This window comes from Algoriphagus sp. AGSA1, assembly GCF_021390545.1.
In the GTDB taxonomy this organism is placed as follows: domain Bacteria; phylum Bacteroidota; class Bacteroidia; order Cytophagales; family Cyclobacteriaceae; genus Algoriphagus.
Genome location: NZ_JAJUWR010000030.1, coordinates 36,570 through 58,322 on the forward strand (window position 1 = coordinate 36,570; position 21,753 = coordinate 58,322).

General features: G+C 42.2%; 23 protein-coding genes. 14 read left to right on the forward strand and 9 right to left on the reverse strand.

Annotation, left to right across the window (positions count from 1 at the left end; translation table 11 throughout):
• Positions 1 to 380: 380 nt before the first annotated feature.
• Positions 381 to 2,816, reverse strand: a complete 2,436-nt coding sequence (locus tag LZF95_RS20630; protein WP_233757034.1) for a S9 family peptidase — start codon at positions 2,814 to 2,816, stop codon at positions 381 to 383.
• A 660-nt stretch (positions 2,817 to 3,476) separates the two neighbouring features.
• Here LZF95_RS20630 and LZF95_RS20635 point away from each other — a divergent pair.
• A complete protein-coding gene (locus LZF95_RS20635) occupies positions 3,477 to 4,241 on the forward strand; it encodes a DUF1835 domain-containing protein (protein WP_233757036.1) in 765 nt (254 codons plus the stop codon).
• Positions 4,242 to 4,390: 149 nt separating this feature from the next.
• Here the strand turns inward: LZF95_RS20635 and LZF95_RS20640 are convergent, their stop codons facing one another.
• The gene (locus LZF95_RS20640) at positions 4,391 to 4,981 is read right to left on the reverse strand and encodes a hypothetical protein (protein WP_233757038.1); all 591 of its coding nucleotides are present in this window, start codon (positions 4,979 to 4,981) and stop codon (positions 4,391 to 4,393) included.
• Between the two features lie 3 nt (positions 4,982 to 4,984).
• Entirely contained in the window at positions 4,985 to 5,479 is a 495-nt protein-coding gene (locus LZF95_RS20645; RefSeq protein ID WP_233757039.1) for an RNA polymerase sigma factor, read from the reverse strand.
• Positions 5,480 to 5,739: 260 nt separating this feature from the next.
• Between LZF95_RS20645 and LZF95_RS20650 the strand changes: the two genes are divergently transcribed.
• The 5 genes from LZF95_RS20650 to LZF95_RS20670 all read left to right on the forward strand — a co-directional run bounded on the left by LZF95_RS20650 (position 5,740) and on the right by LZF95_RS20670 (position 12,216).
• Positions 5,740 to 6,711 (forward strand): GSCFA domain-containing protein, encoded by a 972-nt coding sequence (locus LZF95_RS20650; RefSeq protein ID WP_233757040.1) that lies wholly within the window; start codon positions 5,740 to 5,742, stop codon positions 6,709 to 6,711.
• Between the two features lie 138 nt (positions 6,712 to 6,849).
• Entirely contained in the window at positions 6,850 to 8,877 is a 2,028-nt protein-coding gene (locus LZF95_RS20655; protein ID WP_233757041.1) for a thioredoxin domain-containing protein, read from the forward strand.
• Positions 8,878 to 8,880: 3 nt separating this feature from the next.
• A complete protein-coding gene (gene priA, locus LZF95_RS20660) occupies positions 8,881 to 11,400 on the forward strand; it encodes a primosomal protein N' (RefSeq protein WP_262912293.1) in 2,520 nt (839 codons plus the stop codon).
• Positions 11,401 to 11,540: 140 nt separating this feature from the next.
• Entirely contained in the window at positions 11,541 to 11,813 is a 273-nt protein-coding gene (locus tag LZF95_RS20665; protein ID WP_233757042.1) for a DUF6364 family protein, read from the forward strand.
• Positions 11,797 to 12,216 carry a type II toxin-antitoxin system VapC family toxin gene (locus LZF95_RS20670; protein WP_233757043.1) on the forward strand — a complete coding sequence of 140 codons (420 nt, stop codon included), beginning with the start codon at positions 11,797 to 11,799 and terminating at the stop codon, positions 12,214 to 12,216. Before LZF95_RS20665 ends, LZF95_RS20670 begins: the two co-directional genes overlap by 17 nt.
• Before the next feature lie 18 nt (positions 12,217 to 12,234).
• Here LZF95_RS20670 and LZF95_RS20675 read toward each other — a convergent pair whose 3' ends face one another.
• From LZF95_RS20675 to LZF95_RS20690, 4 genes are all read right to left on the reverse strand, one after another.
• The gene (locus tag LZF95_RS20675; protein ID WP_233757044.1) at positions 12,235 to 12,432 is read right to left on the reverse strand and encodes a helix-turn-helix domain-containing protein; all 198 of its coding nucleotides are present in this window, start codon (positions 12,430 to 12,432) and stop codon (positions 12,235 to 12,237) included.
• A gap of 39 nt (positions 12,433 to 12,471) precedes the next feature.
• Positions 12,472 to 12,621, reverse strand: a complete 150-nt coding sequence (locus LZF95_RS20680) for a hypothetical protein (RefSeq protein WP_233757045.1) — start codon at positions 12,619 to 12,621, stop codon at positions 12,472 to 12,474.
• 153 nt (positions 12,622 to 12,774) lie between these two features.
• Positions 12,775 to 13,848 carry an agmatine/peptidylarginine deiminase gene (locus tag LZF95_RS20685; protein ID WP_233757046.1) on the reverse strand — a complete coding sequence of 358 codons (1,074 nt, stop codon included), beginning with the start codon at positions 13,846 to 13,848 and terminating at the stop codon, positions 12,775 to 12,777.
• 7 nt (positions 13,849 to 13,855) lie between these two features.
• On the reverse strand, positions 13,856 to 14,731 hold the full coding sequence (locus LZF95_RS20690) for a carbon-nitrogen hydrolase (protein WP_262912294.1): 876 nt from the start codon (positions 14,729 to 14,731) through the stop codon (positions 13,856 to 13,858).
• A gap of 309 nt (positions 14,732 to 15,040) precedes the next feature.
• Here LZF95_RS20690 and LZF95_RS20695 point away from each other — a divergent pair, with 309 nt between their 5' ends.
• Positions 15,041 to 15,475, forward strand: coding sequence for a RidA family protein (locus tag LZF95_RS20695; RefSeq protein WP_233757048.1), 435 nt, complete (start codon positions 15,041 to 15,043; stop codon positions 15,473 to 15,475).
• An 83-nt stretch (positions 15,476 to 15,558) separates the two neighbouring features.
• Here LZF95_RS20695 and LZF95_RS20700 read toward each other — a convergent pair whose 3' ends face one another.
• Positions 15,559 to 16,020, reverse strand: coding sequence for a small multi-drug export protein (locus LZF95_RS20700; protein WP_233757050.1), 462 nt, complete (start codon positions 16,018 to 16,020; stop codon positions 15,559 to 15,561).
• A 295-nt stretch (positions 16,021 to 16,315) separates the two neighbouring features.
• Here LZF95_RS20700 and LZF95_RS20705 point away from each other — a divergent pair, with 295 nt between their 5' ends.
• The gene (locus LZF95_RS20705) at positions 16,316 to 16,798 is read left to right on the forward strand and encodes a thiol-disulfide oxidoreductase DCC family protein (RefSeq protein ID WP_233757052.1); all 483 of its coding nucleotides are present in this window, start codon (positions 16,316 to 16,318) and stop codon (positions 16,796 to 16,798) included.
• A gap of 107 nt (positions 16,799 to 16,905) precedes the next feature.
• On the opposite strand, the gene LZF95_RS20710 is transcribed toward LZF95_RS20705, so the two are convergent.
• Positions 16,906 to 17,472, reverse strand: a complete 567-nt coding sequence (locus LZF95_RS20710; RefSeq protein ID WP_233757054.1) for a hypothetical protein — start codon at positions 17,470 to 17,472, stop codon at positions 16,906 to 16,908.
• 152 nt (positions 17,473 to 17,624) lie between these two features.
• Between LZF95_RS20710 and LZF95_RS20715 the strand changes: the two genes are divergently transcribed.
• From LZF95_RS20715 to LZF95_RS20740, 6 genes are all read left to right on the forward strand, one after another.
• Positions 17,625 to 18,071, forward strand: a complete 447-nt coding sequence (locus LZF95_RS20715; protein ID WP_233757056.1) for a nuclear transport factor 2 family protein — start codon at positions 17,625 to 17,627, stop codon at positions 18,069 to 18,071.
• A 93-nt stretch (positions 18,072 to 18,164) separates the two neighbouring features.
• Positions 18,165 to 18,779, forward strand: coding sequence for a hypothetical protein (locus tag LZF95_RS20720; RefSeq protein ID WP_233757058.1), 615 nt, complete (start codon positions 18,165 to 18,167; stop codon positions 18,777 to 18,779).
• Positions 18,769 to 19,074, forward strand: a complete 306-nt coding sequence (locus tag LZF95_RS20725) for a transcriptional regulator (protein ID WP_233757059.1) — start codon at positions 18,769 to 18,771, stop codon at positions 19,072 to 19,074. Before LZF95_RS20720 ends, LZF95_RS20725 begins: the two co-directional genes overlap by 11 nt.
• Positions 19,075 to 19,127: 53 nt before the next feature.
• Positions 19,128 to 19,454, forward strand: a complete 327-nt coding sequence (locus tag LZF95_RS20730; RefSeq protein ID WP_233757061.1) for a hypothetical protein — start codon at positions 19,128 to 19,130, stop codon at positions 19,452 to 19,454.
• Between the two features lie 144 nt (positions 19,455 to 19,598).
• Positions 19,599 to 20,930, forward strand: coding sequence for a cell envelope integrity protein CreD (gene creD / locus LZF95_RS20735; protein ID WP_233757063.1), 1,332 nt, complete (start codon positions 19,599 to 19,601; stop codon positions 20,928 to 20,930).
• Between the two features lie 42 nt (positions 20,931 to 20,972).
• Positions 20,973 to 21,740, forward strand: coding sequence for a DoxX family protein (locus tag LZF95_RS20740; RefSeq protein WP_233757065.1), 768 nt, complete (start codon positions 20,973 to 20,975; stop codon positions 21,738 to 21,740).
• Positions 21,741 to 21,753 lie beyond the last annotated feature (13 nt).

Below are 21,753 nucleotides of genomic sequence, written 5' to 3' on the forward strand. Positions count from 1 at the left end.
AAAGGATTAAACTCTTGTGGAGTGTGGATGGCCAATCGGTAGTATGCAATTGAAATATATGATTGCCTTATTATCTAAATAACTTCTCATAGCTCTATTATAAATGTCCGATCCCGATCAAATAGAAAAAAAATGCAACAACCATTTTTTCAAAAGCGAACACTTTTTTGTTTAATATTTGGGATTATACGAACGTAAATTTAGAAAATATTATGTAAACCATTTAAAAACCGGTTAAAAAACACCATATTTTTGATTTTTGGTAAAAATAAGTTTTGTAAGGATTAGCCTTCTTCAAAAACTCCTATTGCTCAAAAAAAGACCTCCCGATTTTTGATACATCTCAGGAGGCCTTTACAACTTCTATTTATACTCAACTTTCACTTAGCTGTTTCTAGCTTATTTTTATCTTTTACATATTTCTCCAGCCAAGCATCCATTTCCCACAACATATGGTTAATGGATTCTTTGGCCGCATACCCATGACTTTCATTTGGCAGGAACACCAGTCTGGCAGTAGCCCCATGACCTTTCAATGCATTATAGTATCTCTCCGACTGAATCGGGAAAGTACCGGAATTATTGTCCGCCTGTCCGTGAATTAGCAGGATAGGTGTTTTTACCCGATGGGCAAAGGAGAATGGGGACATGTTGAAGTAAACCTCAGGAGCTTCCCAATAGGTTCTTTGCTCGTACTGGAATCCAAAAGGGGTCAATGTCCTGTTGTAAGCTCCGCTCCTAGCTATTCCCGCAGCAAACAGATCTGTGTGGGACAGCAAATTAGCGGTCATAAACGCACCATACGAATGTCCTCCCACCGCAATTCTGTCCCTATCACCTATGCCCAGATCCACTATCTCATCTATTGCGGCTTCAGCATTTGCTACCAACTGATCTATGAAGTAATCGTTTGGCTCCTTATCCCCTTCCCCTACTATGGGCATCTCAGTCCTGTCCATGATAGCAAACCCCCTCGTCACCCAGAAAAGCGGAGACCCATAACTCACCCGCGTAAAGGCATATTGGGAACCTCTTACCTGGGCAGCCACTTCTTTGGATTTGTACTCTCTAGGATAGGCCCACATCAAAACAGGGAGCGGAGCGTCCTTTCCCGGCTCAAAGCCCTCAGGAGTGTAGATTACCGCCGACAGGTTGAGCCCATCATTTCTTTTATAGGTCACCAGCTGCTTTTGGATCCCTTTTATGGATTCGTATGGGTTATCAAAATCGGTTAGCTGAAGGGGGGCAATCCTCTTTTTTCTGTTCACAAGCCAATAATTGGGCTGAATGTCTGTGCTTTCTTTTAAAGTAATAAACTCAGTCGCATCATCATTCAGCACCTTGGCCACACGCTCATAGTAAGGAGCCTCTGATCTCCAAAGTATCTCCTCTTTCTTGGTCTTAGTATTAAAAGTAGATAAATAAGGCATGTCCCCTTCAGGTGACCCTCCTGGACTGGTCATATACACCAGATCGCCTTTTCTCAGCAATACATTCCTGCCAAACTCATTTTCAGTCATCACAGGATCTCCCGGGTTATTGTATAAATCGTCAAAAGAGCGTTCTATGATCACTTGCTTAGGCTGGGAAGGATCAGATGGATTAATAACAGACCGTAAGTCTTTGCGGGTTTTAGACCATCTTTCGCCCATGATCGCAAATGAATCATCGGACCAGTCAATCCCCGCGAATCTATAGGAAGAAGTGGCCAATTTTTGCTTTTCACCTGCAAATGGAGCCTTCCATGTATAGATGATCTCCCGCTCTTCCATTTCTATGCGCGCATCTCCCCCATCTTGGGCTTCCACCCAATACAGCATTGCTGGCTGATCTGCTCTCCAGCTGATATTTCTCGGACCAGTTACCGTAGCATCAAATCCCGTAGGTCTATTTTCATCCAAGGGGATTTCAGCTACTGTTTTAACTTTGCCGCCGTCTTTTGACCAGATCTCCACATCGTAAGGAAATCTATTTGCAGGTACCAAATAAGAGAAGGGCTTTCTGATCAAACTCACTAAAATATAGCTTCCATCAGGGGAGAGATCCATTGATTTGATCATACCAGGCATACCTATGGCTCTTTTGTTGCCCTCTAAATCCACCTCCATAAGTTGCGAATCCATAAAGTAGGCAAAAAGTGATTCATCGTATGGATTTTCAAGCAGATCCTGATAGGTTCGGCTAGGAGCCGCGTCCCCGGTAGTCTCCTGTATTATAGGGCCTGCAGGCGCAGAGGGCTTTTTAGGAATTGAACCGCGGTAAGGATTCACGGCCCTGACCAACAACTTATTCTCAGGAGTCCAAAGCACAGAATTACCATATATGTCATTGATGATTTTATCCGTCAGCTTCTTGGCAGAATAGGTGGCCATATCTACCATCCACAAACTAATACCATCTGCATCTGTCTGTGTAAAAGCCAGGTATTTTTCATCATTGGACAATCTAAATCCCCCCATGTGCGGCTGCATAGGCAGGCCAGATATCTGGTTTTCTTCTCCTGACTGGGTATGCTTGATTATAATATTTTCTATTCCTCTGTCCCGGCTTGGGCCAGAAGTGGCAGGATTGATGCGCATACCTGCTATTTTCAGTTCCGGTTGCGAAAGCACCTCTATGCCAGGATTGTCAGCCCCTTCCATCACAAGCATCCAAGCCCCGGTTTTGCTGAATCTCACAGATGGAGTACTGGAAGCATTTGCCAGATCAGCAATGGATTGTGGAGGTGTTTGATAGGTGCTTTGAGCCAACAACCCTGTCCCAGAAAAACTGAGCGCTATTGCCAAGGCAATAATTTTAGTAACTTTTAATTTCATCTTGATATATTTTGGTCACACCAAATTATTAAATTCTATTTTCCAACATGGTCAGATTAAGATAAGTGGTGAAAAGACACTTTGAATCTAAGATATCGGGATATTAACCTTCAGATTGAAGGGGAATATTCAGAAATTTTGAAATTATCCGCTTATCCTATTTGATTTCTATCCTATTTCATGTGTTTATAATTGTTTTTCAATGGTCACATGGAATCTCGCCCGGGGAATAATCATCCCTTTGTGTGTCGCCTGCGACATGCTTGATTTCATGTGTTTATAATTTGACTTTTACAGGCCATACCTGCCGGCAGGCGGGTCGCACCACAGACAATCTTTCCTCCGTGCGACTCTTGAGTTATTCCCCATGCAAGCTCTTTTTCACGGCTTTTATGTCCATTCTTTTCTGCCATGGAACTGTCCTGCCTTCCGGAAGACAAAAACCCCACCCTAAGATTCCCCTCCCACTGCCAGAGAATACATCACTTCCAATTTTATTAAGCTGATGTACAATGAGGTATGGTGTCAACATACAACCAGTGAAACATTCACATTAAAAAAAATGTCTTTAATGAAGGGATTTTAAAAGTATAGACGAAAATCCACTAGGGAAATGAGCTGTACTTCCATAAATTTATTAAGGACAAAAAACACAAGACCATGCTACATGTTTTAAATGGTGACGCGCTAGCATCTACATTCCCTGCCAGCATTCCTGGGAGAATCGCAATCGTCAGGGAAGCTCTGGTAGATGGCCCTGTAAAATCAGATTCCACAGAAGAGCTCTGGGTGATCCGGGAAAGGTTTCTCACAATGAATTATCCTGAGGCATCCCGAGAAGACTACTTCACACAGGTGGTGCCCGAGTTTGAAAAAATAATGACTGCCACATCGGGAACAGAAGTATATCTCTGGTTCGAATACGATCTCTTTTGTCAGGTAAACTTATGGTTCACTGTTCATTTGCTCAAAAAACATAAAGGTCCCGTTTTCTTGGTTTCCCCCACCACCGATTTGATCGAAGGATTTGGTGGGATGAAGGAGGTGCAACTAGAACAAGCTTACAGAGACGCCAAACCGCTCACAGCCAACGAAAGACATGTGTTGGCTGATATGTGGAAAATTTACCAAAAAGAGGATATTTCCGAAGCTCTGACTCTTTCGCATCAGACTATGCCGGAAATCCCCTATCTATATCCTGCGGTAGTAGCCTGGAAAGAATCAATTGCACATGGGGATTATCCAGGCAAACCCAAAGCCGCCCTGAAAAAAATAGCTGCTGAACTGGGAACAGATGACTTCGGAAAAATCTTTCGGGCATTCCATATCAAGCATGCTATTTATGGCTATGGTGATCTACAGGTGAAGCGACTCTGGGAAGAACTGAAAAGTGGAGAACAGGCACAACAATCAAAGAGAGCCTGATCCGCAATACCATAAGTCTCATTGAGTATCTGTCCGCCAGTGAAAAGGGAAAGCAAACGCGCTTAAAATTAGCCAGAAAAAAACTTTCAGTTCATTGGAAAACGGATGGCTCAGTCTGACAGGAAAAGCGGATTTCTAATCCGCTTTTTTCATTCTATTTCCCTAAGAATGTTTTCTGAGGATGCTATCACACCTTTATACTTCTTCAGCACCCACCGGCTTATGAGATACATCAACACAGGGCCAGAAGGGATAAAAATCATCCAAAACAAAGGATCTGTAATACCTTTTGAGTCATTCAACTCAGCATAAGGAGGCAGAATTGTGAACATGAGAACAGCTCCAAAGATTATCCCGTAATGCTGTAATTTGAAAAAGTAAATTTTACTCTTTGTAAACTTTTGTAACAATACCACAGGGGCATCTGAGTCTGGGCGCAAGCTTCTCATTCTTTTAATAGCATTTAAACTTGCCGTGGGAAGTGCTATTAAGATAAAAATACTGATCAGAGCAAACACCTGATTGTACCACAGCTCTAACTCCCCAAAATGAGACAATAAATACATGGCATAGGCGACGCATACGAAAGACCCCAATATTTCCGGTATTCTGATAGAATTCAGTTTATTCCTGAATTTTTGTCTTGTGATCTCCAGGAGTAACTCCTTTTGGATTTTATCCTGTTTTTCCACCCGAAGACTGACATCAGCCCAAAGGGATTTCATTTCCTCTAGTTCCATGGCTTAACTTGTTTTCATTGTGATTTCTGACCTTAACTTGGCTTTAATGCGTGACATACGAGTACCTACATTACTCACTGAGATTCCGGATATTTCCGCTATTTCTTCATGGCTTTTCCCCTCCAAATAGAGAAATATAATACCACGATCCAGCAGATTCAGCTTCCTGATCTGATCATAGAGATGTTGGATTCTCTCCTCCCTCTCCGGATCCGTATCGTCAATAAACTGAAGGTTGACCTCTTCAAAAGGCATCGTGTTTAACTTTCTTCTGTTTTTGTTCAAATGAGTAATTGCCGTGTTCATTCCCACTCTATAGAGCCAGGTGCTGGGCTTGGAAGCTTTCTTGAAATGCGCAAAGGACTTCCAGGTCTGATACACAATCTCCTGATATAAATCATCTTGTTCTGGCTTCTCCTTGGCGTAAATAGTCGTAATCTTATAGATCAGTCCCTGATTTTCATGGATAAGATTTACGAACTCTTCCTCTTTACTCATTTGGCTTCTTTTCACTATTAGTCTATAGTAATTTGGAAAAATCACAGAATTGCTGAAAAATATTTAAAAAAATAAAATAGTAGATTTAAAACCGTTCGAATACACGAACAGTGGCGGAAGCAAGTCCAGCTTCTGGAGAAGCAGGACAACTATCAGGCAACTACTACAGCAGAAGCCAAAATAATTCTTTGGATCCTGCTTGAAAACCTTTGTGTGCCCTGTGGTTAAAACAATCCATCGCAAATCCTTATTTTCGTGTTATGCAATGGTTCGCACCTTTTCCAATCCCGGAATCTCCCTTCCCTATTTCACATCAGAGCAAAATCCTAAGTTTGGGTTCCTGCTTTGCACAGACTATAGGTCAGAAAATGTTAGCTCACAAATTTGATTGCTTGGTCAATCCATTTGGAACAATCTTTCACCCCATGGTTTTGGGGGATCTTCTGGATCACGCAACACTCCTGGACAAAGCGGAAGAAAACGGGATTATAGAGCGTGATGGTGTATATTACTACTTAGGCGCACATTCAGATCTTTTTGCTTTTTCCCGGGAGGAGCTTGCAGAAAAGTACCATACCCAGCTTGCCGTGGTAAAAGATTATCTGGAAAACGGCTCGCATGCTATTTTGACATTGGGAACTTCATGGATTTACAAAACAGAGGGATTTGGAAGAGTCGCAAATTGCCATAAGCTTCCACAAAAGCTGTTCAGAAAAAAACTTGTGCCTCTCGAGGAGATGGTTTCCCACCTGAGCCATGTTTTCGGCAATATTTCCAGGATAAATCCTGAGTTGAAAATCATTTTGACAGTGAGTCCTGTCAGACATATCAAAGACGGGATTCCGGAAAACCAGCTCAGCAAAAGCCTTCTCCGGGTTCTTTGCCATGAACTAGAAAACAGATTTAGTAATACAATATATTTTCCTGCCTATGAAATTCTTATAGATGAATTGCGCGACTATCGCTTTTACAAAGAAGACCTAATTCACCCCAGCGTTGAAGCAGAAAATTACATCTGGAAAAAATGGGGAAACTCGAATTTCTCTGAAGAAACAAGACACAAAACCGAACAGATTCACAAGATCAACCAAGAGCTAGCCCATCGCCCACTCAATCCCAAAAGTGATGCACATCGCAAATTCCTCCGCAATCTTCTGCAAAAGCTGGAACGATTGAACGGGGAATTTGATTTTTCAAAGGAGATGGAGAATGTTACCACACAACTTGGGTAGGTGATTTATGAACTATTTACGAAATACGATATACGAGATGCCCTTAGTGTTAGGCGTACCCTCCAATTCTTCACATTTATTAATCCTTTTCATCTTAAAACTTTACAACCTTACCACTTTCTAATTAACCAATCCACCATGTCTAATCGCCTTATACATTCCCAAAGTCCTTACCTACTCCAACACGCCCACAATCCGGTAGATTGGTTTCCTTGGGGACCTGAAGCTCTGAAAAAGGCAACAAGCGAAAATAAGCCGATCCTGGTTTCTATTGGTTATTCTGCTTGTCACTGGTGCCATGTGATGGAGCGGGAAAGCTTTGAAGATGAAGCTACGGCCGAGCTGATGAACGCTCATTTTGTCTGCATCAAGATCGACAGAGAAGAACGTCCTGATATTGACAACATTTATATGGATGCCGTGCAGGCGATGGGATTACAAGGCGGTTGGCCGCTGAATGTTTTTTTGATGCCGAACCAAAAACCTTTCTACGGTGGAACCTATTTCCCAAACCAACAATGGAAAGGTCTCCTGGCAAACATTGCGGACGCTTTTGAAAAGCACGAAGATCAACTGGCTGAGAGTGCAGAGGGGTTTGGAAAAAGCCTAAACAGAAAAGAAACTGAGAAATATGGTATTTCTACCGGTGAGCAGGAATTAGATCCAGACGAACTTGCAGAAATCGTCGCTAAGATTACTGCCCAGCAGGATCCGGAATGGGGAGGAATGAAACGGGCACCGAAATTCCCCATGCCTGCGATTTGGAGCTTTCTGTTGGATTATGGGCTGCTTCATCGGGACGAGAAGATTATCAATGAAGTACTTTTTACCCTGCGTAAAATCGGAATGGGTGGAATCTACGATCAGTTAAGAGGTGGTTTTGCACGCTATTCTGTGGATGGAGAATGGTTTGCCCCGCACTTTGAGAAGATGCTCTACGACAATGGGCAATTACTGGAATTGTATGCAAAAGCTTTCCAGGGAAGCGGTGACAGGTTTTTCAAGGAGAAAGTCACAGAAACAGTCGGTTGGCTGAAAGCAGAAATGCTAACGGCTGAAGGGGCATTTCATGCGGCACAGGACGCCGATTCGGAAGGAGTGGAGGGCAAATTCTATGTTTGGCAATACGAAGAATTGAAAGCGTTGATTCCGGAGGAGCTCCCATGGTTTAGCAGACTATACAACCTCAAGCCAGGAGGAAACTGGGAGGATGGAGTGAATATTCTTTTTCAAACTGAGAATGAGCAGACTATAGCTACCGAGTTTGGAATGGACTTGAATGACTTTAAGGTCAACTTACAAGAGATAAAGGACATGCTCCTGGAAGCTAGAAATCAACGTGTCTGGCCCGGGAAAGACGACAAAATCCTCAGTGGGTGGAACGGGCTGATGAGTGCGGGACTGATCCAAGCCTATCGTGCCACAGGAGAAATAAGCATGTTGGACCTGGCTATAGCCAATCTGGAATTTCTGAAAAAAAACTTAGTGATTGATGGGGTTTTACACCGGGCTTATAAAAAAGGAAAAGCCTATACACCCGGATTTCTGGAAGACTATGCAGCTGTGATCCGCGCATCCTTAATGGCATTCGAAGCTACTGGGGAAGCACGCTGGCTGGATTTTGCCAGACCTCTGACGGACTTATGTCTGGCGGAATTTTACGATGAGACCGATGGCTTTTTCTTTTTCAACAATCCCAAAGCTGAAAAACTCATCGCAAATAAAAAGGAACTTTTCGATAATGTGATACCTGCGTCCAATTCCATAATGGCCAGAAATCTCCATCGACTATCGCTTTTCACTTATGAAGAAAAATACACGAAAATCGCTTCCAAAATGCTAGGCGGGATGAAAGAACTGATCCTCCAGGAGCCAGCATTTCTGTGCAACTGGGCAAGTCTGTTTTTGGAAAAACTAGTGCCTACAGCCGAAGTGGCTATAGTAGGAAAAGGAGCAACAGAAAAGGCAAGGGAGTTTCACAAAACCTATCTCCCCAACATGATTTTGGCTTTCTCAGAATCCTTGACAGAAAATGCCGCAATTCTTTCCGACAAAACCCCTGATCCGGCAGGAAATGCCTTAATTTATGTCTGCTTCGATCATGCTTGCCAAAAACCGGTAGGCACTTGTGAAGAGGCGATTTCTCAACTCCCTTATTTAGCCTGATCCTTGGAAAGTCTGTTTGCAGGTCAAGATTTGTTCCCCCCCGAAAGCGGAAATAATTTCGCCGACATTATTCTGCCGGTACCTATCCCCAGGATGTTCACTTACAGCATTCCTCATGCTATGCAATCACAGATAAACCTGGGAGCACGGGTGATTGTGCAGTTTGGGAAGAAAAAAGTCCTCACCGGTATCATAGGAAAAGTCCATAACAAGCCACCTCAAGCCTATCAAGCCAAACCGGTTTTGGAAGTCTTGGATGATCAGCCCAGTGTCAATCCGATCCAAATCCGGTTTTGGGTATGGATGGCGGAGTATTATTTCTGTCACATCGGTGAGGTGATGCACGCAGCTTTGCCTTCTGGACTTCGCCTGAGCAGTGAAAGCAAGGTTCAGCTTAATCCAAATTTTGATAGAGAAGAAAGCAAGTATCCTTTGGATGATCGAGAGATCATGATTTTGGATGCGTTGGAAGACAAACCGGAGCTTTCATACGACGATTGCGAAAAAGTCCTTTCCATCAAAAGTATCCATCCTATCTTAAAAAGCCTGGTAAAAAAAGAAGCTATTCTGATTTTTGAAAAAATCCAGGAGAAATACAGTCCTAAAGTAGAAACGAGAATTCGGCTGGCACCGGAAATTGCTTCAAGCAAAAACGCCTTGCAGGAAGTTTTCGAAGCCTTATCAGGAAAAGCAAAGCAGGAATCAATCCTCCTCAAATACCTTCGTGAGGTACCTATCGTGAAGCTTGCAAATGCCAATACAAATGGCGTTGACAAGGCTACTTTACTGGAAGAAGGCGACTCTGAAAGTTCGCTGAAAACACTCATCAAAAACGGCATCTTCGAATCTTTCAAGGTGATAGTTAATCGTCTTGCTGAGGAAGAGCCCGAATCCGAACCTGCCACACTTTCCATCAGCCAGCAGGCAGCCTTCGAAGAGATAAAGCACCAATTCGAAAGCAAGCAGTCCGTTTTGTTACATGGTGTAACTGGCAGCGGAAAGACTGAAATCTACATCCAGGTGATCCGGGAAGTGCTGGATTCCGGTTCTCAAGTCCTGCTTCTTTTACCGGAAATAGCGCTCACCACCCAGATCGTCACCCGCCTAAAAAAGGTCTTCGGAAGCCAAATGGGCGTTTATCATTCGAAGTATTCGGACAATGAGCGCGTGGAAGTCTGGAATGGAGTCTTAAGTGGAAGGTTTTCCTTTGTGGTGGGTGTGAGATCATCTATCTTCTTGCCTTTTGATAGTCTGGGGCTGATCATTGTAGATGAAGAGCACGAGTCCAGCTACAAGCAGTTTGATCCGGCACCAAGATTCCAAGCTCGTGATGCTGCGATTATGCTTGCCCATTTTCACCAGGCAAGGACACTTTTGGGCTCTGCCACACCTTCTTTCGAATCCTATTTCAATGCCAGCCAGGGCAAATTCGGATATGTGGAATTGACCCATCGCTTTGGTGATGCCAGCATGCCTCATTTCCATCTTGCCGATATGGCGGCAGATAAACGGAAAAACCTACTCAAACTTGACACCACCCGAATTCTAAGAGAGAAAATTCAGGACGCTCTGACAAAGCAAGAACAGGTGTTGATTTTCCAAAACCGCAGAGGCTATTCCCCCTATATCCAATGCGAGGATTGCGGTTGGACAGGACAGTGTGTGCAGTGCGACGTCAGCCTCACTTACCATCAGTTCTCCGAAGAACTCCGATGCCATTATTGTGGGTACAAGGAAAAGGTGCCCAGCTCCTGCCCTGCCTGTGGAAGTACCCAACTGACCACCATGGGTATGGGAACGGAGCGGATTGAGGAATCCCTGAGCTTGCTCTTCCCGGAAGCAAGAATCGGAAGAATGGACTTGGATACCACCCGAAACAAGCATGGATACCAACGACTTTTGGACGAATTTGGATCAGGAAACCTAGATATTTTAGTCGGAACCCAAATGATCACCAAAGGGCTGGATTTTGGCCGGGTGACGGTAGTCGGGATATGGGATGGGGACAGAATCTTAAACTTCCCCGACTTCCGGGCCGGAGAAAGGGCCTTTCAGCAAATCACCCAAGTAGCCGGTAGAGCCGGCAGAAGAGATGCCCAAGGACAGGTAATCGTACAAACCAGAGATACTGAAACACAGCTGTATGCCCAGGTGATCAAGGGTGATTATTTCGAGTTTTTCAATCATGAAATCCACGACAGAAAGAAGTTTTATTATCCCCCTTTTGTGAAATTGGTGAAGATTACTACCCGACATACCGATTATAAAGTAGCCGAAAAAGCAGCGCTGAATCTCCATCATGGAATGGCGGAGATCCCGATTAAAAAGATCGTGCTTGGTCCGGAAAAGGGCATAATTGCCAGAATCAAGAATCAATATCAATTTGAGAGTTTGATCAAACTTGATCGTTCAGGGAATACTCCTGTGGTGTTTAAAGAACACCTTTGGAAAATCACAGAGGAACTGAAATCCAGACCGGAATTTCGCTCGGTGAGGTTTGTGGTGGATGTGGATCCAAGTTGATTAATTGATTTGAAGAACTTGTCCGCCGGGGCGGATTGAAATATTGGAAAATTAGACACTGCTCTACACCCTGATTATCAATAATTTAAAACCTTTTTTATATATTTATGCGTATAATCACTTGATCATGCGCATAAAAAATGAAAAAGAGACTTAACATCACGATTGAGGAAAATTTGCTGGAGAAGATCAAAACCTATTCAGACCAAAATGACACAAGTATTTCTAGCTTGGTAGAAGAGCATTTTGAAACTTTGGTGAAACCCAAACCCAAATTAAAAAATGGAATGAGCTTGGTGGAATACATGAAATCATTGCCGAAATCAAAGGTGGAGTATCCTGGAGATTACGACTGGAAAGAGGAGTATTATAAAGCCAAGGCGAAAAAAATGGGCTATGAAGATCTTCTTTGATGTAAATATCCTTCTTGATTTTTTTTTGGAAAGAAGCCCAAAGCAAGATTTAATAAATTCAATTTTTGAAAAATTGGATAGAAATCAAATTCAAGGTTATGTCACCATCTCAGTTATTCAAACCTCTGCTTATTACCTTAAGCAAGCCAAAGATCTTCCTATTTGCAAAGAAATAATAGGTGTGATTTGTGAGAAATTCACACTGGTTGAAGGAGATCAAAATCCAATCCTGTCAGCAATCCAATCCATGCACACAGATATAGAAGATTCCATCCATTATTTTATGTGCCTCAATCACCATATGGATGCAATTCTAACCTCTGATCGTGATTTTCTAAAACTCTCCAAACCTTATTTACAAGTGATAACTCCAGAGGAGCTGATAGAAAGTCTTTCGAAATAAACAATCGCTATCCTCTCTTCATACAGCCTTTTTCAAAGGATACTCTTTAATCAGCCATTCAGCAGGTATCTTGAGGAGATGGCTAAATTTCCTGATCATCGTTAAGGAAAGTGACTGTTTATAGTTCAGTACTTTACTGATTGTCCCTTTATCTCCGTATTCTCTTGCTAGAGTTGAAGCGTTATACCCAAAATCCTCCATTCTGATTTTGATCATTTCTACAGGATCTACCTCAGGCAAGTCCCATTGTTTGCTTTAATAATCAGAAATCAAATGCACCAAAAGCATTTTTTCCTTATGCTCTTCCTCGCCTTTTTTCGTGGTCTTTAGCTCTTCATATCGAGCAACCGCACGATCATATTCTTCCTCAGAATCAAGCAAATACCAATTTTTGATAGTATCCATATTTATAAATAGTTAAATCGTATTAGCATCAATTCCCTCCTGCTTCAGCTGGAGGTTTAACAATCCGAAATTCCTATCTGGCTTTAGCCAAATTACTGCTGAACACACAATTTTCATTGCGCCGCTGTGCCTTTGCGGGAGACTTGATTTTTACTAAACCGCCGGTTCCTGCTGGCTCAGGCAGTGAAAACTACCCAGGCCCCAGATAATATCAGTAGAGTCAACTCCAACGACCTTTCTGTCAGGAAAGCAATCCGTAATAATATCCAACGCTATCTGATCATTGGCGTCCCGGAAAGTAGGCACCACCACCGCATGGTTGGAAATATAGAAATTGGCATAGGAAGCCGGAAGTCGCTGATCATCCCAGATAACAGGAGCAGGCATAGGCAATTCTATCACATTGAGTTGTTTACCATCTGCCAATCGCATTTTATGCAATCTCCCCAAATTTTCCTGAAGAAGTGTGTAATTCTCATCTGCTCTGTTTTTTTCCACAGCGGTCACCACGGTATCTTCATTCACAAAACGCGTAATATCATCTATATGCCCATCAGTGTCATCACCGACAATCCCATCTCCTACCCAAAGGATTTGCTTCACGCCATAATAATCCTGCAGATATCGCTCAATCTCATCCTGCTTTAGGTGTGGATTTCTGTTTTCATTCAGTAAGCATGCCTCAGATGTCAAGAGCGTACCTTTCCCATTAAATTCCACTGCCCCACCTTCCATGACAATTCCCGGCTTGAAACAGGGGATCCCAAGCTCCTCAGCAATTTTGATAGGAATTTGATTATCAAGATTATGCGGTGGATATTTCTCTCCCCATGCATTGTAATTCCATTTCACCAATACTTTCTTCACCTCGGCATCCGGATTGATCAGGAAAGCCGGGCCATGGTCTCTACACCAGGCGTCATTTGTCGGAAAAAAGTGAAAACGGATGTTCGACAAGTTTACACCTGCATTTTCCAAATGGGATAAAGCAAAATCCTTCATGGCCTGATCTGCCACGTTGATATTGACGATTTCCCCTAATGCTACGTATTTGATAAACTCAGAATAGGGAGCAAAGATGGTCTCTAGTTTCCCCGGCCAGGAACCTTCCTTATGCGGCCAACTCAACCAAGTGGCTGTATGTGGCGCAAATTCAGCAGGAAAATAATATCCCAACTCAGCGGGAGTTTTGGTTCCCGAACTGGCAAGTGCAAAGATATCTGTCATTAAATGTCTATTCTTCGTCTAGGAATCGTTTGGTAATGGGCTGGTAAGAATCAATTCTACGGTCTCTTAAGAAAGGCCAGTGGGTACGATATTGATCCGATTTGGTAAAATCAAGTTCCTCCACATGGATCTGCTCATCTTCATGGCTTGCTTTGAAGATCACTCTACCAAATGGATTGGCAACAAAAGAACCTCCCCAGAATTTCATATCCCCTTCGTTACCACAACGGTTGACAGATACTACTGGAATGCCATTTGCCACAGCGTGAGAACGCTGTATGGTCTGCCAAGCTCCATACTGCTCGTCATTGACATCAGGTGTTTGATCCTTGTGCCAGCCTATAGCCGTAGGGTAAACCAAGAAGTCAGCACCTTTTAGCGCGGTGATTCTTGCGGCTTCCGGATACCACTGATCCCAACAGATCAGTACGCCAATGTTTCCGAATTTGGTGGCAAAAACCTTATAGCCCAAATCTCCCGGAGTAAAGTAAAACTTCTCAAAATATCCGGGATCATCAGGAATATGCATTTTTCTATACTTACCCAAGTAGGCTCCATCCGCATCCAAAACCGCCGTGGTATTATGATACAACCCCTCCGCTCTTTTTTCAAAAAGAGAAGCCACAATGACTACACCAAGCTCTTTGGCAAGATCACCAAGTGTTTCTGTAGAAGGACCGGGTATAGCTTCAGCAAGTTTGAAGTTTTCGTAATCTTCCACATCACAAAAATATAGAGAGCGGAAAAGCTCCTGAAGCACCACTACCTGTGCTCCTTTTGCCGCAGCCTCACGTATTCCGGTGATGGTTTTAGTCATATTTGCGGACACATCAGGAGAGCAACTCAACTGGACTAAGCCCACTTTTACAGTTTTATTTGCCAAAATAGTTCGGTTTTAATGGATAGGTTACAAAGATACTTTTGCCCGTCGCCAATCCCAAATGAAGATTTTGGAATCCATACTTGGGTAGGTTGAAAGGCAAGGATGAAAATAACGGAAGGAAGGCGAAAATAATTCAATGAAAAAGCGGCAAAAATAGCTGGATTTCTACTAGATTAATTTGAACTAGAGAATACAAATGGTTTTTAAGCCATCCGAATTGCGAGAAATCCGTCTTCAAACTCAACAAAACATTAACTGTTTTGTGAAAATCCGGGACTAATACTATAACCATCTATAAATCAAATAAACATGAAACCTAAAATCTTCTTAATTCTGTTTGCCATTTTGCTCAGTCATCTGGGAATGGCACAATCCCACATCAAAAAAGACAAGTGGCATTGGAATAACACAGAACAAGATACGGTAGCGGGCTACGCCCAAGTAATAAAAGTGGACAACATACTTTACATTTCAGGTGTCGTGACAAGTGAACTAACCCCTGAAGGAATAGAAGGGGTTTATAATGCATTGGCGTCATCACTGAAAAATTACGGTGCAACTTTCCAAAATGTCGTTAAAGAAAATCTATATACAACTGATATCGAAACGATGAAAAAACATAACCAAGCCCGCAAGAAATACTACAACAATGATTTTCCCGCTGCGACTTGGGTGCAAGTTGATAGATTGTATATGGAAAGTGCCAAATTAGAGGTGGAACTGATAGCTCATCTTCCAAAGTAAACGCGCTTAAAATTAAGGCAGCCCTCGACAACAAGGTTCTTATTGCACGGGAAGCGCCGTTTGTCCCAAATTGCCTCAGTTTCTCATTTGTTAAATCCCTGCATAGCGGTCAAAGTAGCCACCCAAATAATCGCACAGGAGATGAATATACCAACTGCATTTGCTAAAAATGCCCTCTTCCGTTCCAGTCCAAACAGATAGCCGGCAATACTCCCTACATATACACCGGTTCCCGGAAAAGGCAAGGCTACAAAAACCATCAGACCCCAAAAACCATATTTCTTAACGTTTTTGCCTGCTCCCGCCTTTGCGCGGCGGCCTACAAAAATCGCAGCCTTCTTGTAATAATACCACTTCAAAAAATACCGGTTGACTACATCAAAAAAGAAATTCATGATCGGGAAAATCAACACATTGGCCAAAAAGCAACAAAAAAACGCCAGATAAATATTCACGCCCTTCAGTAAGGCGTAAGGAATTCCAACTTTAGCCTCCCCAAAAGGGGAAATGCTCCAAAGCATCGCGGTAAGTAAATCTAATAACATTCATCAATAATTGAATGCTGCAAAAGTAAGCAGTTTGGGAGTTTAAATGATGAAGAATTGATGATTAATTATTTATACCCATCAATGAATAAAGACAATAAACAATACGTGAAAGGTGCACTTCGATCAATAAATCTTTTCGATCATCCATAAGCTTAAGATCGATCGACCAAGACCTTGATTATCAATGAAAAACAATATTTCCCCTGACCAAGGATAAGAACCCCAAATCAATCAGCGTTGAAATCCGTAGAATATATGTCAGCCAACATCTTTTTACTTTATATCTCCTCCTATGTTTGCCTACATCCAAAAAACACAAACCCCACCAGCTCAGCCTTTATTTATCTGGGATGGGGAATGTGGGTTTTGCAAATATTGGATTACCTTATGGAAAAGCAAAACGAAGGGCTTGACCTATAAAACTTTCCAGGAAATAGCCTCTGACTTCCCTGATATTCCGCTCAAAGAGTTTAAAAAAGCATCCCGGTTGATCGAGACTGATGGATCTGTCTTTAGTGGACCGGATTCCGCCTATAGGACGTTCTGGTATTTCCCCAAATCCAAAAAACACTGGCATCGCTGGTATCTAAAATCAGAGCTATTTCAGTCAATCAGTGATCACGGCTACAATTGGATTGCAAAGAATAGACCGCTGATGATGAAGCTTACCTTGGCTTTCTGGGGGAAAAACCCACTGAAACGAAAACCTTATTGGATAATCTGGTTAATGGGCTTGCTCGGGATTATGGCAATTTGGATTTACCTTCTCAGCTGAAAAACATGTCTTTAATGGGTAAACAAGAACATCTAAAGAGCGTGGTATGAGGACAAATAGATGAGTCACTAAATAAATGTAGAAGGATAATCCCAGTATGCTCTATCCTATAATTTCTCAGGAGAAAGGGAGCTCTCGGTTATTTTCCATCGCTCTCCATAGACTGAGGTATAAATAATCTCAAAACGTAATCCTTCCTTATAATATGAGTTCATAACTTCATGCAGTTTTGCGGCGTCATCTTTGGAATTGGCAACCTCAAAAATGGCAATATCAGAACCGGCGGGAATCAACATTCCAGGGAAAACATTGGTATGAAGAACACTGTGAAGATTTTCAATCTCATTGGAGTTCTGTATAAAAAAAGCCGCGATATCTTGAGCAGATGCAACTTCCCCCTTATAGATAATTTTAATATCCTCAATGAAAGCAGGACCGATTCCATAGTTGCTGAGTACATATCTAAAATTTGGGGTATAGGATCCTTCATTTCCGAGAGAAAGATGAGGGAGAACGGAAAGCAATTGCTGTTCACGCATCAAAAATGTCTGGTAGGCTATTAACAAGCACGCTGCAAGACTGACTACCACAGCACTTAATCCTATGATCTTATCCACATTCCATACTGATTTTCGTTTTGGGGTCTGTTCCGTGGACGTTTCTTGTTCTTCCATTGTTGTCCAAAATTTATTTCACCAAAATAATGCTGCAGATAATTCCTTCCTAGTATTTATCAGGATGAATTGATCGAAAGCAATTAATTTTTCAGGATTAAAAATCCCATGAAAATCAATATATTTATCCCTTAACAAACAATCCTGATAAATTGAGACACCTAATTATACTATCGGTCATTTTGCTGATGGGTCTTACTGTTTCTGCCCAGCAAAAATGCATGACAGTACAATCTATTAAGTCCCTGGACGCTCAATGGGAGGCCAATAACCTGGATCCTGACCCTGAATTTTTCAAGAATATCTTGGCAGAAGATTTCATTTGGGTGCATAATCATGCTTCCATGATCGACACCAAAGATGCTGTGGTCAAGCGGGCTGAGATACAAGTCTCGAAAGGGACTTCCGATACACGATCCAGGACCCAAAGCAACGTAGAAGTGATGATTACAGGAAACACAGCCATCGTCACTGGATTCACTGTAGTTGACCGGGATCCATCTCCTACTAGGTATCATTTTATGCGAACTTATGTAGGGATTGGGGGAAAATGCCTCCTCGTCGGAAATCATACAATGGCGATTCCTGAAGAGGATTAAGAATAATTCAAAAATTTTCTAACTTTTTTTTTTCGGAGAGCATTGAAATATAAATTATTTAAATTTACTTTGTAATTCAAAGTACTTTTAAATATGAGAAAACCGGAACAAGAACTTGCCGAAATCAAATCCATGATGGAGCGGAGCACCCGCTTTCTGTCACTCAGTGGACTTTCTGGAATTTTAGCAGGCACCTATGCACTTATTGCTGTTGGGATGGCATATGCCTGGATTTATTATCCTAATCCACCTTACGGATTCCGAACGACTTATATACTGGATATGGCAACCCTCACCAAGCTAGTTGTTACAGCTTGTGTAGTTTTGGTATTTTCTATTGCCACTGCCTTGGTCTTGAGCCAGCAAAAGAGCCAAAGAAATTCCAGTAAACTATGGAGCCCGGCCGGGAAACGGTTTGTAAAAGCATTGCTAATACCTCTATTGGTAGGCGGCTTTTTTTGCATCGCCCTCTTTCTCCGGGGATACACCATCATTATTGCTCCTGCCACTTTGATTTTTTATGGTTTGGCGCTAATCAATGCTTCACATTTCACACTTAGCGATATTAAATACCTTGGGTACTGTGAATTAGCCTTGGGAGTACTTTCAGTTTTCTTTCCGGGCTACGGGCTCATATTTTGGGCTTTAGGCTTTGGTGTACTACACATCATCTATGGAGCGATGATGTACTACAAATATGACCGATAACGTGAAGGGAACTTACGATAAGGCATTTGAGAATGTGGTTAGACTCCGTGTGATGTCCATCTTGATGGTCAATGCCGAGTATGACTTTAATTCCTTCAAGGAAATCTTGGAGGTAACTGATGGGAATCTGGCTTCTCATTTGAGAAATCTGGAAAAGCAGGAATACATCTCAGTGAACAAATCATTTGTAGGAAGAAAGCCGATGACCAATTATTCAGCAACCAAAGCAGGCAAGCTGGCTTTTCAAGAGCATCTGAAATTCCTCGAAAATTTAATACAGGAAAACAAAAGCTAAAAAAATTTACTCATTCACTTTGAATCTCAAAGTACTTTCCAAACTCTTGAATCATGAAAACAGAAATCAAATTTCTACAAGGCATCAAAGCAAAACCTGCACTAATCGCTGGACTCATCGGAGCGGGAATTCCGCTATCATGGCTCAGTTTCATTATTCTGACAAAAGAAGAGCTCTTCAAAACCTGGATGTTGATTCCACTGACAATTATTCCTACTGGTGGGATTTTCGGAGGCTTATTCTTCTATCTGATGGGCTTTGTCTGGTTTACCACAAAAGGCAAAAAGCTCGCTGCCATTGTGTTCAGTGTCATTATTTATTTCATCACAATCTGGGTCTCTGCTGTCTTGGCTTTCAGTATTACAGGGCATTGGGATTAATCCACCGAATCACTGAAGCGTAAAAACCTACTTGAAGCAGGGTATCCTTTCCTACGGGAGACGGACCATGCCCACCGCAGTCGGGCCTGCTGGAAACATCTTGACATCTTCAAAAATCACTCCTTTACCTTTAACAACTACACTATGGAAACAAACACAAACCTTTCATTGCTTGAGAAATTCCAGGATTGGATTTCTAAATCCACCAGTTTAAAGCTACTGGTCATCGGCTTTATCGCCCTAATTCTGTTGATCCCCCAAGCACTGACTACTGACCTGATCAATGAGAGACAGGCAAGGCTGGAAGAAACTGAAAATGAGGTAACAGGTAAATGGTCTAGATCTCAGACCGTAATCGGCCCCTATTTGGCCCTCCCCTATCACCACTACAGAGAAGTACATAGCAATGGAGAGAATAAACTAATAAAGGAGCTGAAAACCGCCTATTTCTTACCCGATCTATTGGATATCACGGGAGACCTTCAAGCAGAATCCCTTCATCGGGGAATTTTCGATGTGGCGGTTTATCAAAGCGACATTCAGCTCAAAGCTGACTTTGGCTCCATTGCGCTCGAAAAACTGGATATCACTGCCGAACAGGTACTTTGGGACCAGGCATCGTTCTTGATTTCCGTCAGTGACCTTAGGGGAATAGGTGAAAATCCTGATATAACGCTCAATAATGTTCCGCTTATTTCAGAGCCATTTACCGATACACAGACTAACCTAAAGGGACTTCAATTTCCCGTATCACTTGATTCTGCATCAAAGGACTTTACAATTTCAGGGAAAATCAAACTCAAAGGAAGCAAAGATTTCCATTTTGTTCCTTTAGGTAAAACCACCGAACTAAAACTTACCGGCAACTGGCCTAACCCAAGCTTTCAGGGTGATTTTTTGCCGGAAGACAGGACACTGAACAACGATGGATTCGAAAGCACCTGGAAAATCCTGCATTTCAACAGACCATTTGGGCAGGAATTCACCAACTCATTACCGGATTTTCAGGATAGCTCCTTTGGTCTCAGCCTCAAAATGCCGGTAGATCAATATCAACAAAGTATTAGAACTTCCAAGTATGCGGTACTGATCATCACGTTGAGTTTTCTGGCATTATTCCTAATGGAAACCTTCACCAAGCAGAGAATCCACCCACTTCAATATACTTTAGTCGGATTCGGGTTAGTTTTATACTATACTTTGTTAATCGCACTTTCTGAGCATTTAGGCTTTTCGACTGCCTATCTCATTGCCAGTATAGCTACAGTGGGGCTTCTGTCCTTATATTCCAAAAGCATATTTTCCCAACTTAAAACAACCGGGATTTTCACGGGAATACTATCCCTGTTTTACATATTCATATTTGTAATCATCAAGCAACAAGACTATGCTTTGTTGATTGGAAGTATTGGATTATTCGTGGCGCTTGCTGCTACTATGTTTATATCAAGGAAAATTGATTGGTATAAAAACTAAATTTAATATCTCCTATTTGAAAGCCATATATTTTGAAGCCAAATGAAGATTTCATGTTTGTCTGAAAGACTGGACACATATTATTTCAGCATTAAGAAAAACCGATGGCACTGGATTTTTCAAATCGTTTGCCGAATTCTGCTCGCCTATGCATTTATAGTAGCAGGTATGGTCAAAATTCTCGGAGAACGATTTGCCAGTGGTCTATCGGAAATACACCCTATGGGAGCCTATTTGGAGGCATTGCATCATACCGGGTATTATTATACCTTCATTGGTTATGCGCAAGTGTTGGCGGGGATCTTACTTCTTATACCAGGCACAGTGTTTTTAGGAGCGTTGATATATTTCCCCATCATCCTAAATATCTGGATCTTATCTTATGCGGTTCGTTTTGTTGGATCCTACATGACCTCTCCTTTGATGGTCTTGGCCAACCTCTACCTGCTAGTCTGGCACTATGATAAACTTAGATACCTATTGCCCTTCAGCCGATATTCGAAAGGGGTCAGTTTAGCAAAACCTGCGAAATACGAGAATAAATTCCCGGTTTTGTTTTTTGCGGGAGTGATTTCCACCATGGTCTTCGTCATATGGTTCTCCTTTTATGGGCATGAGGTCATGCCCATGAATTCCCTGAAGGATTGTAAATCACAATTCATTGATAGAGGGAATGAGGAAGCCGGATTTGAATTTTGTGAATGCATACATACAGTAGGCAATCCACTCAATGATTGCCTTGATCGATTTGAAGAAACCAAAAGCAGGATAAATGAGGGTGGCTCGCAGTATATCAGTCCAGACATATAATATTGCGGTGATT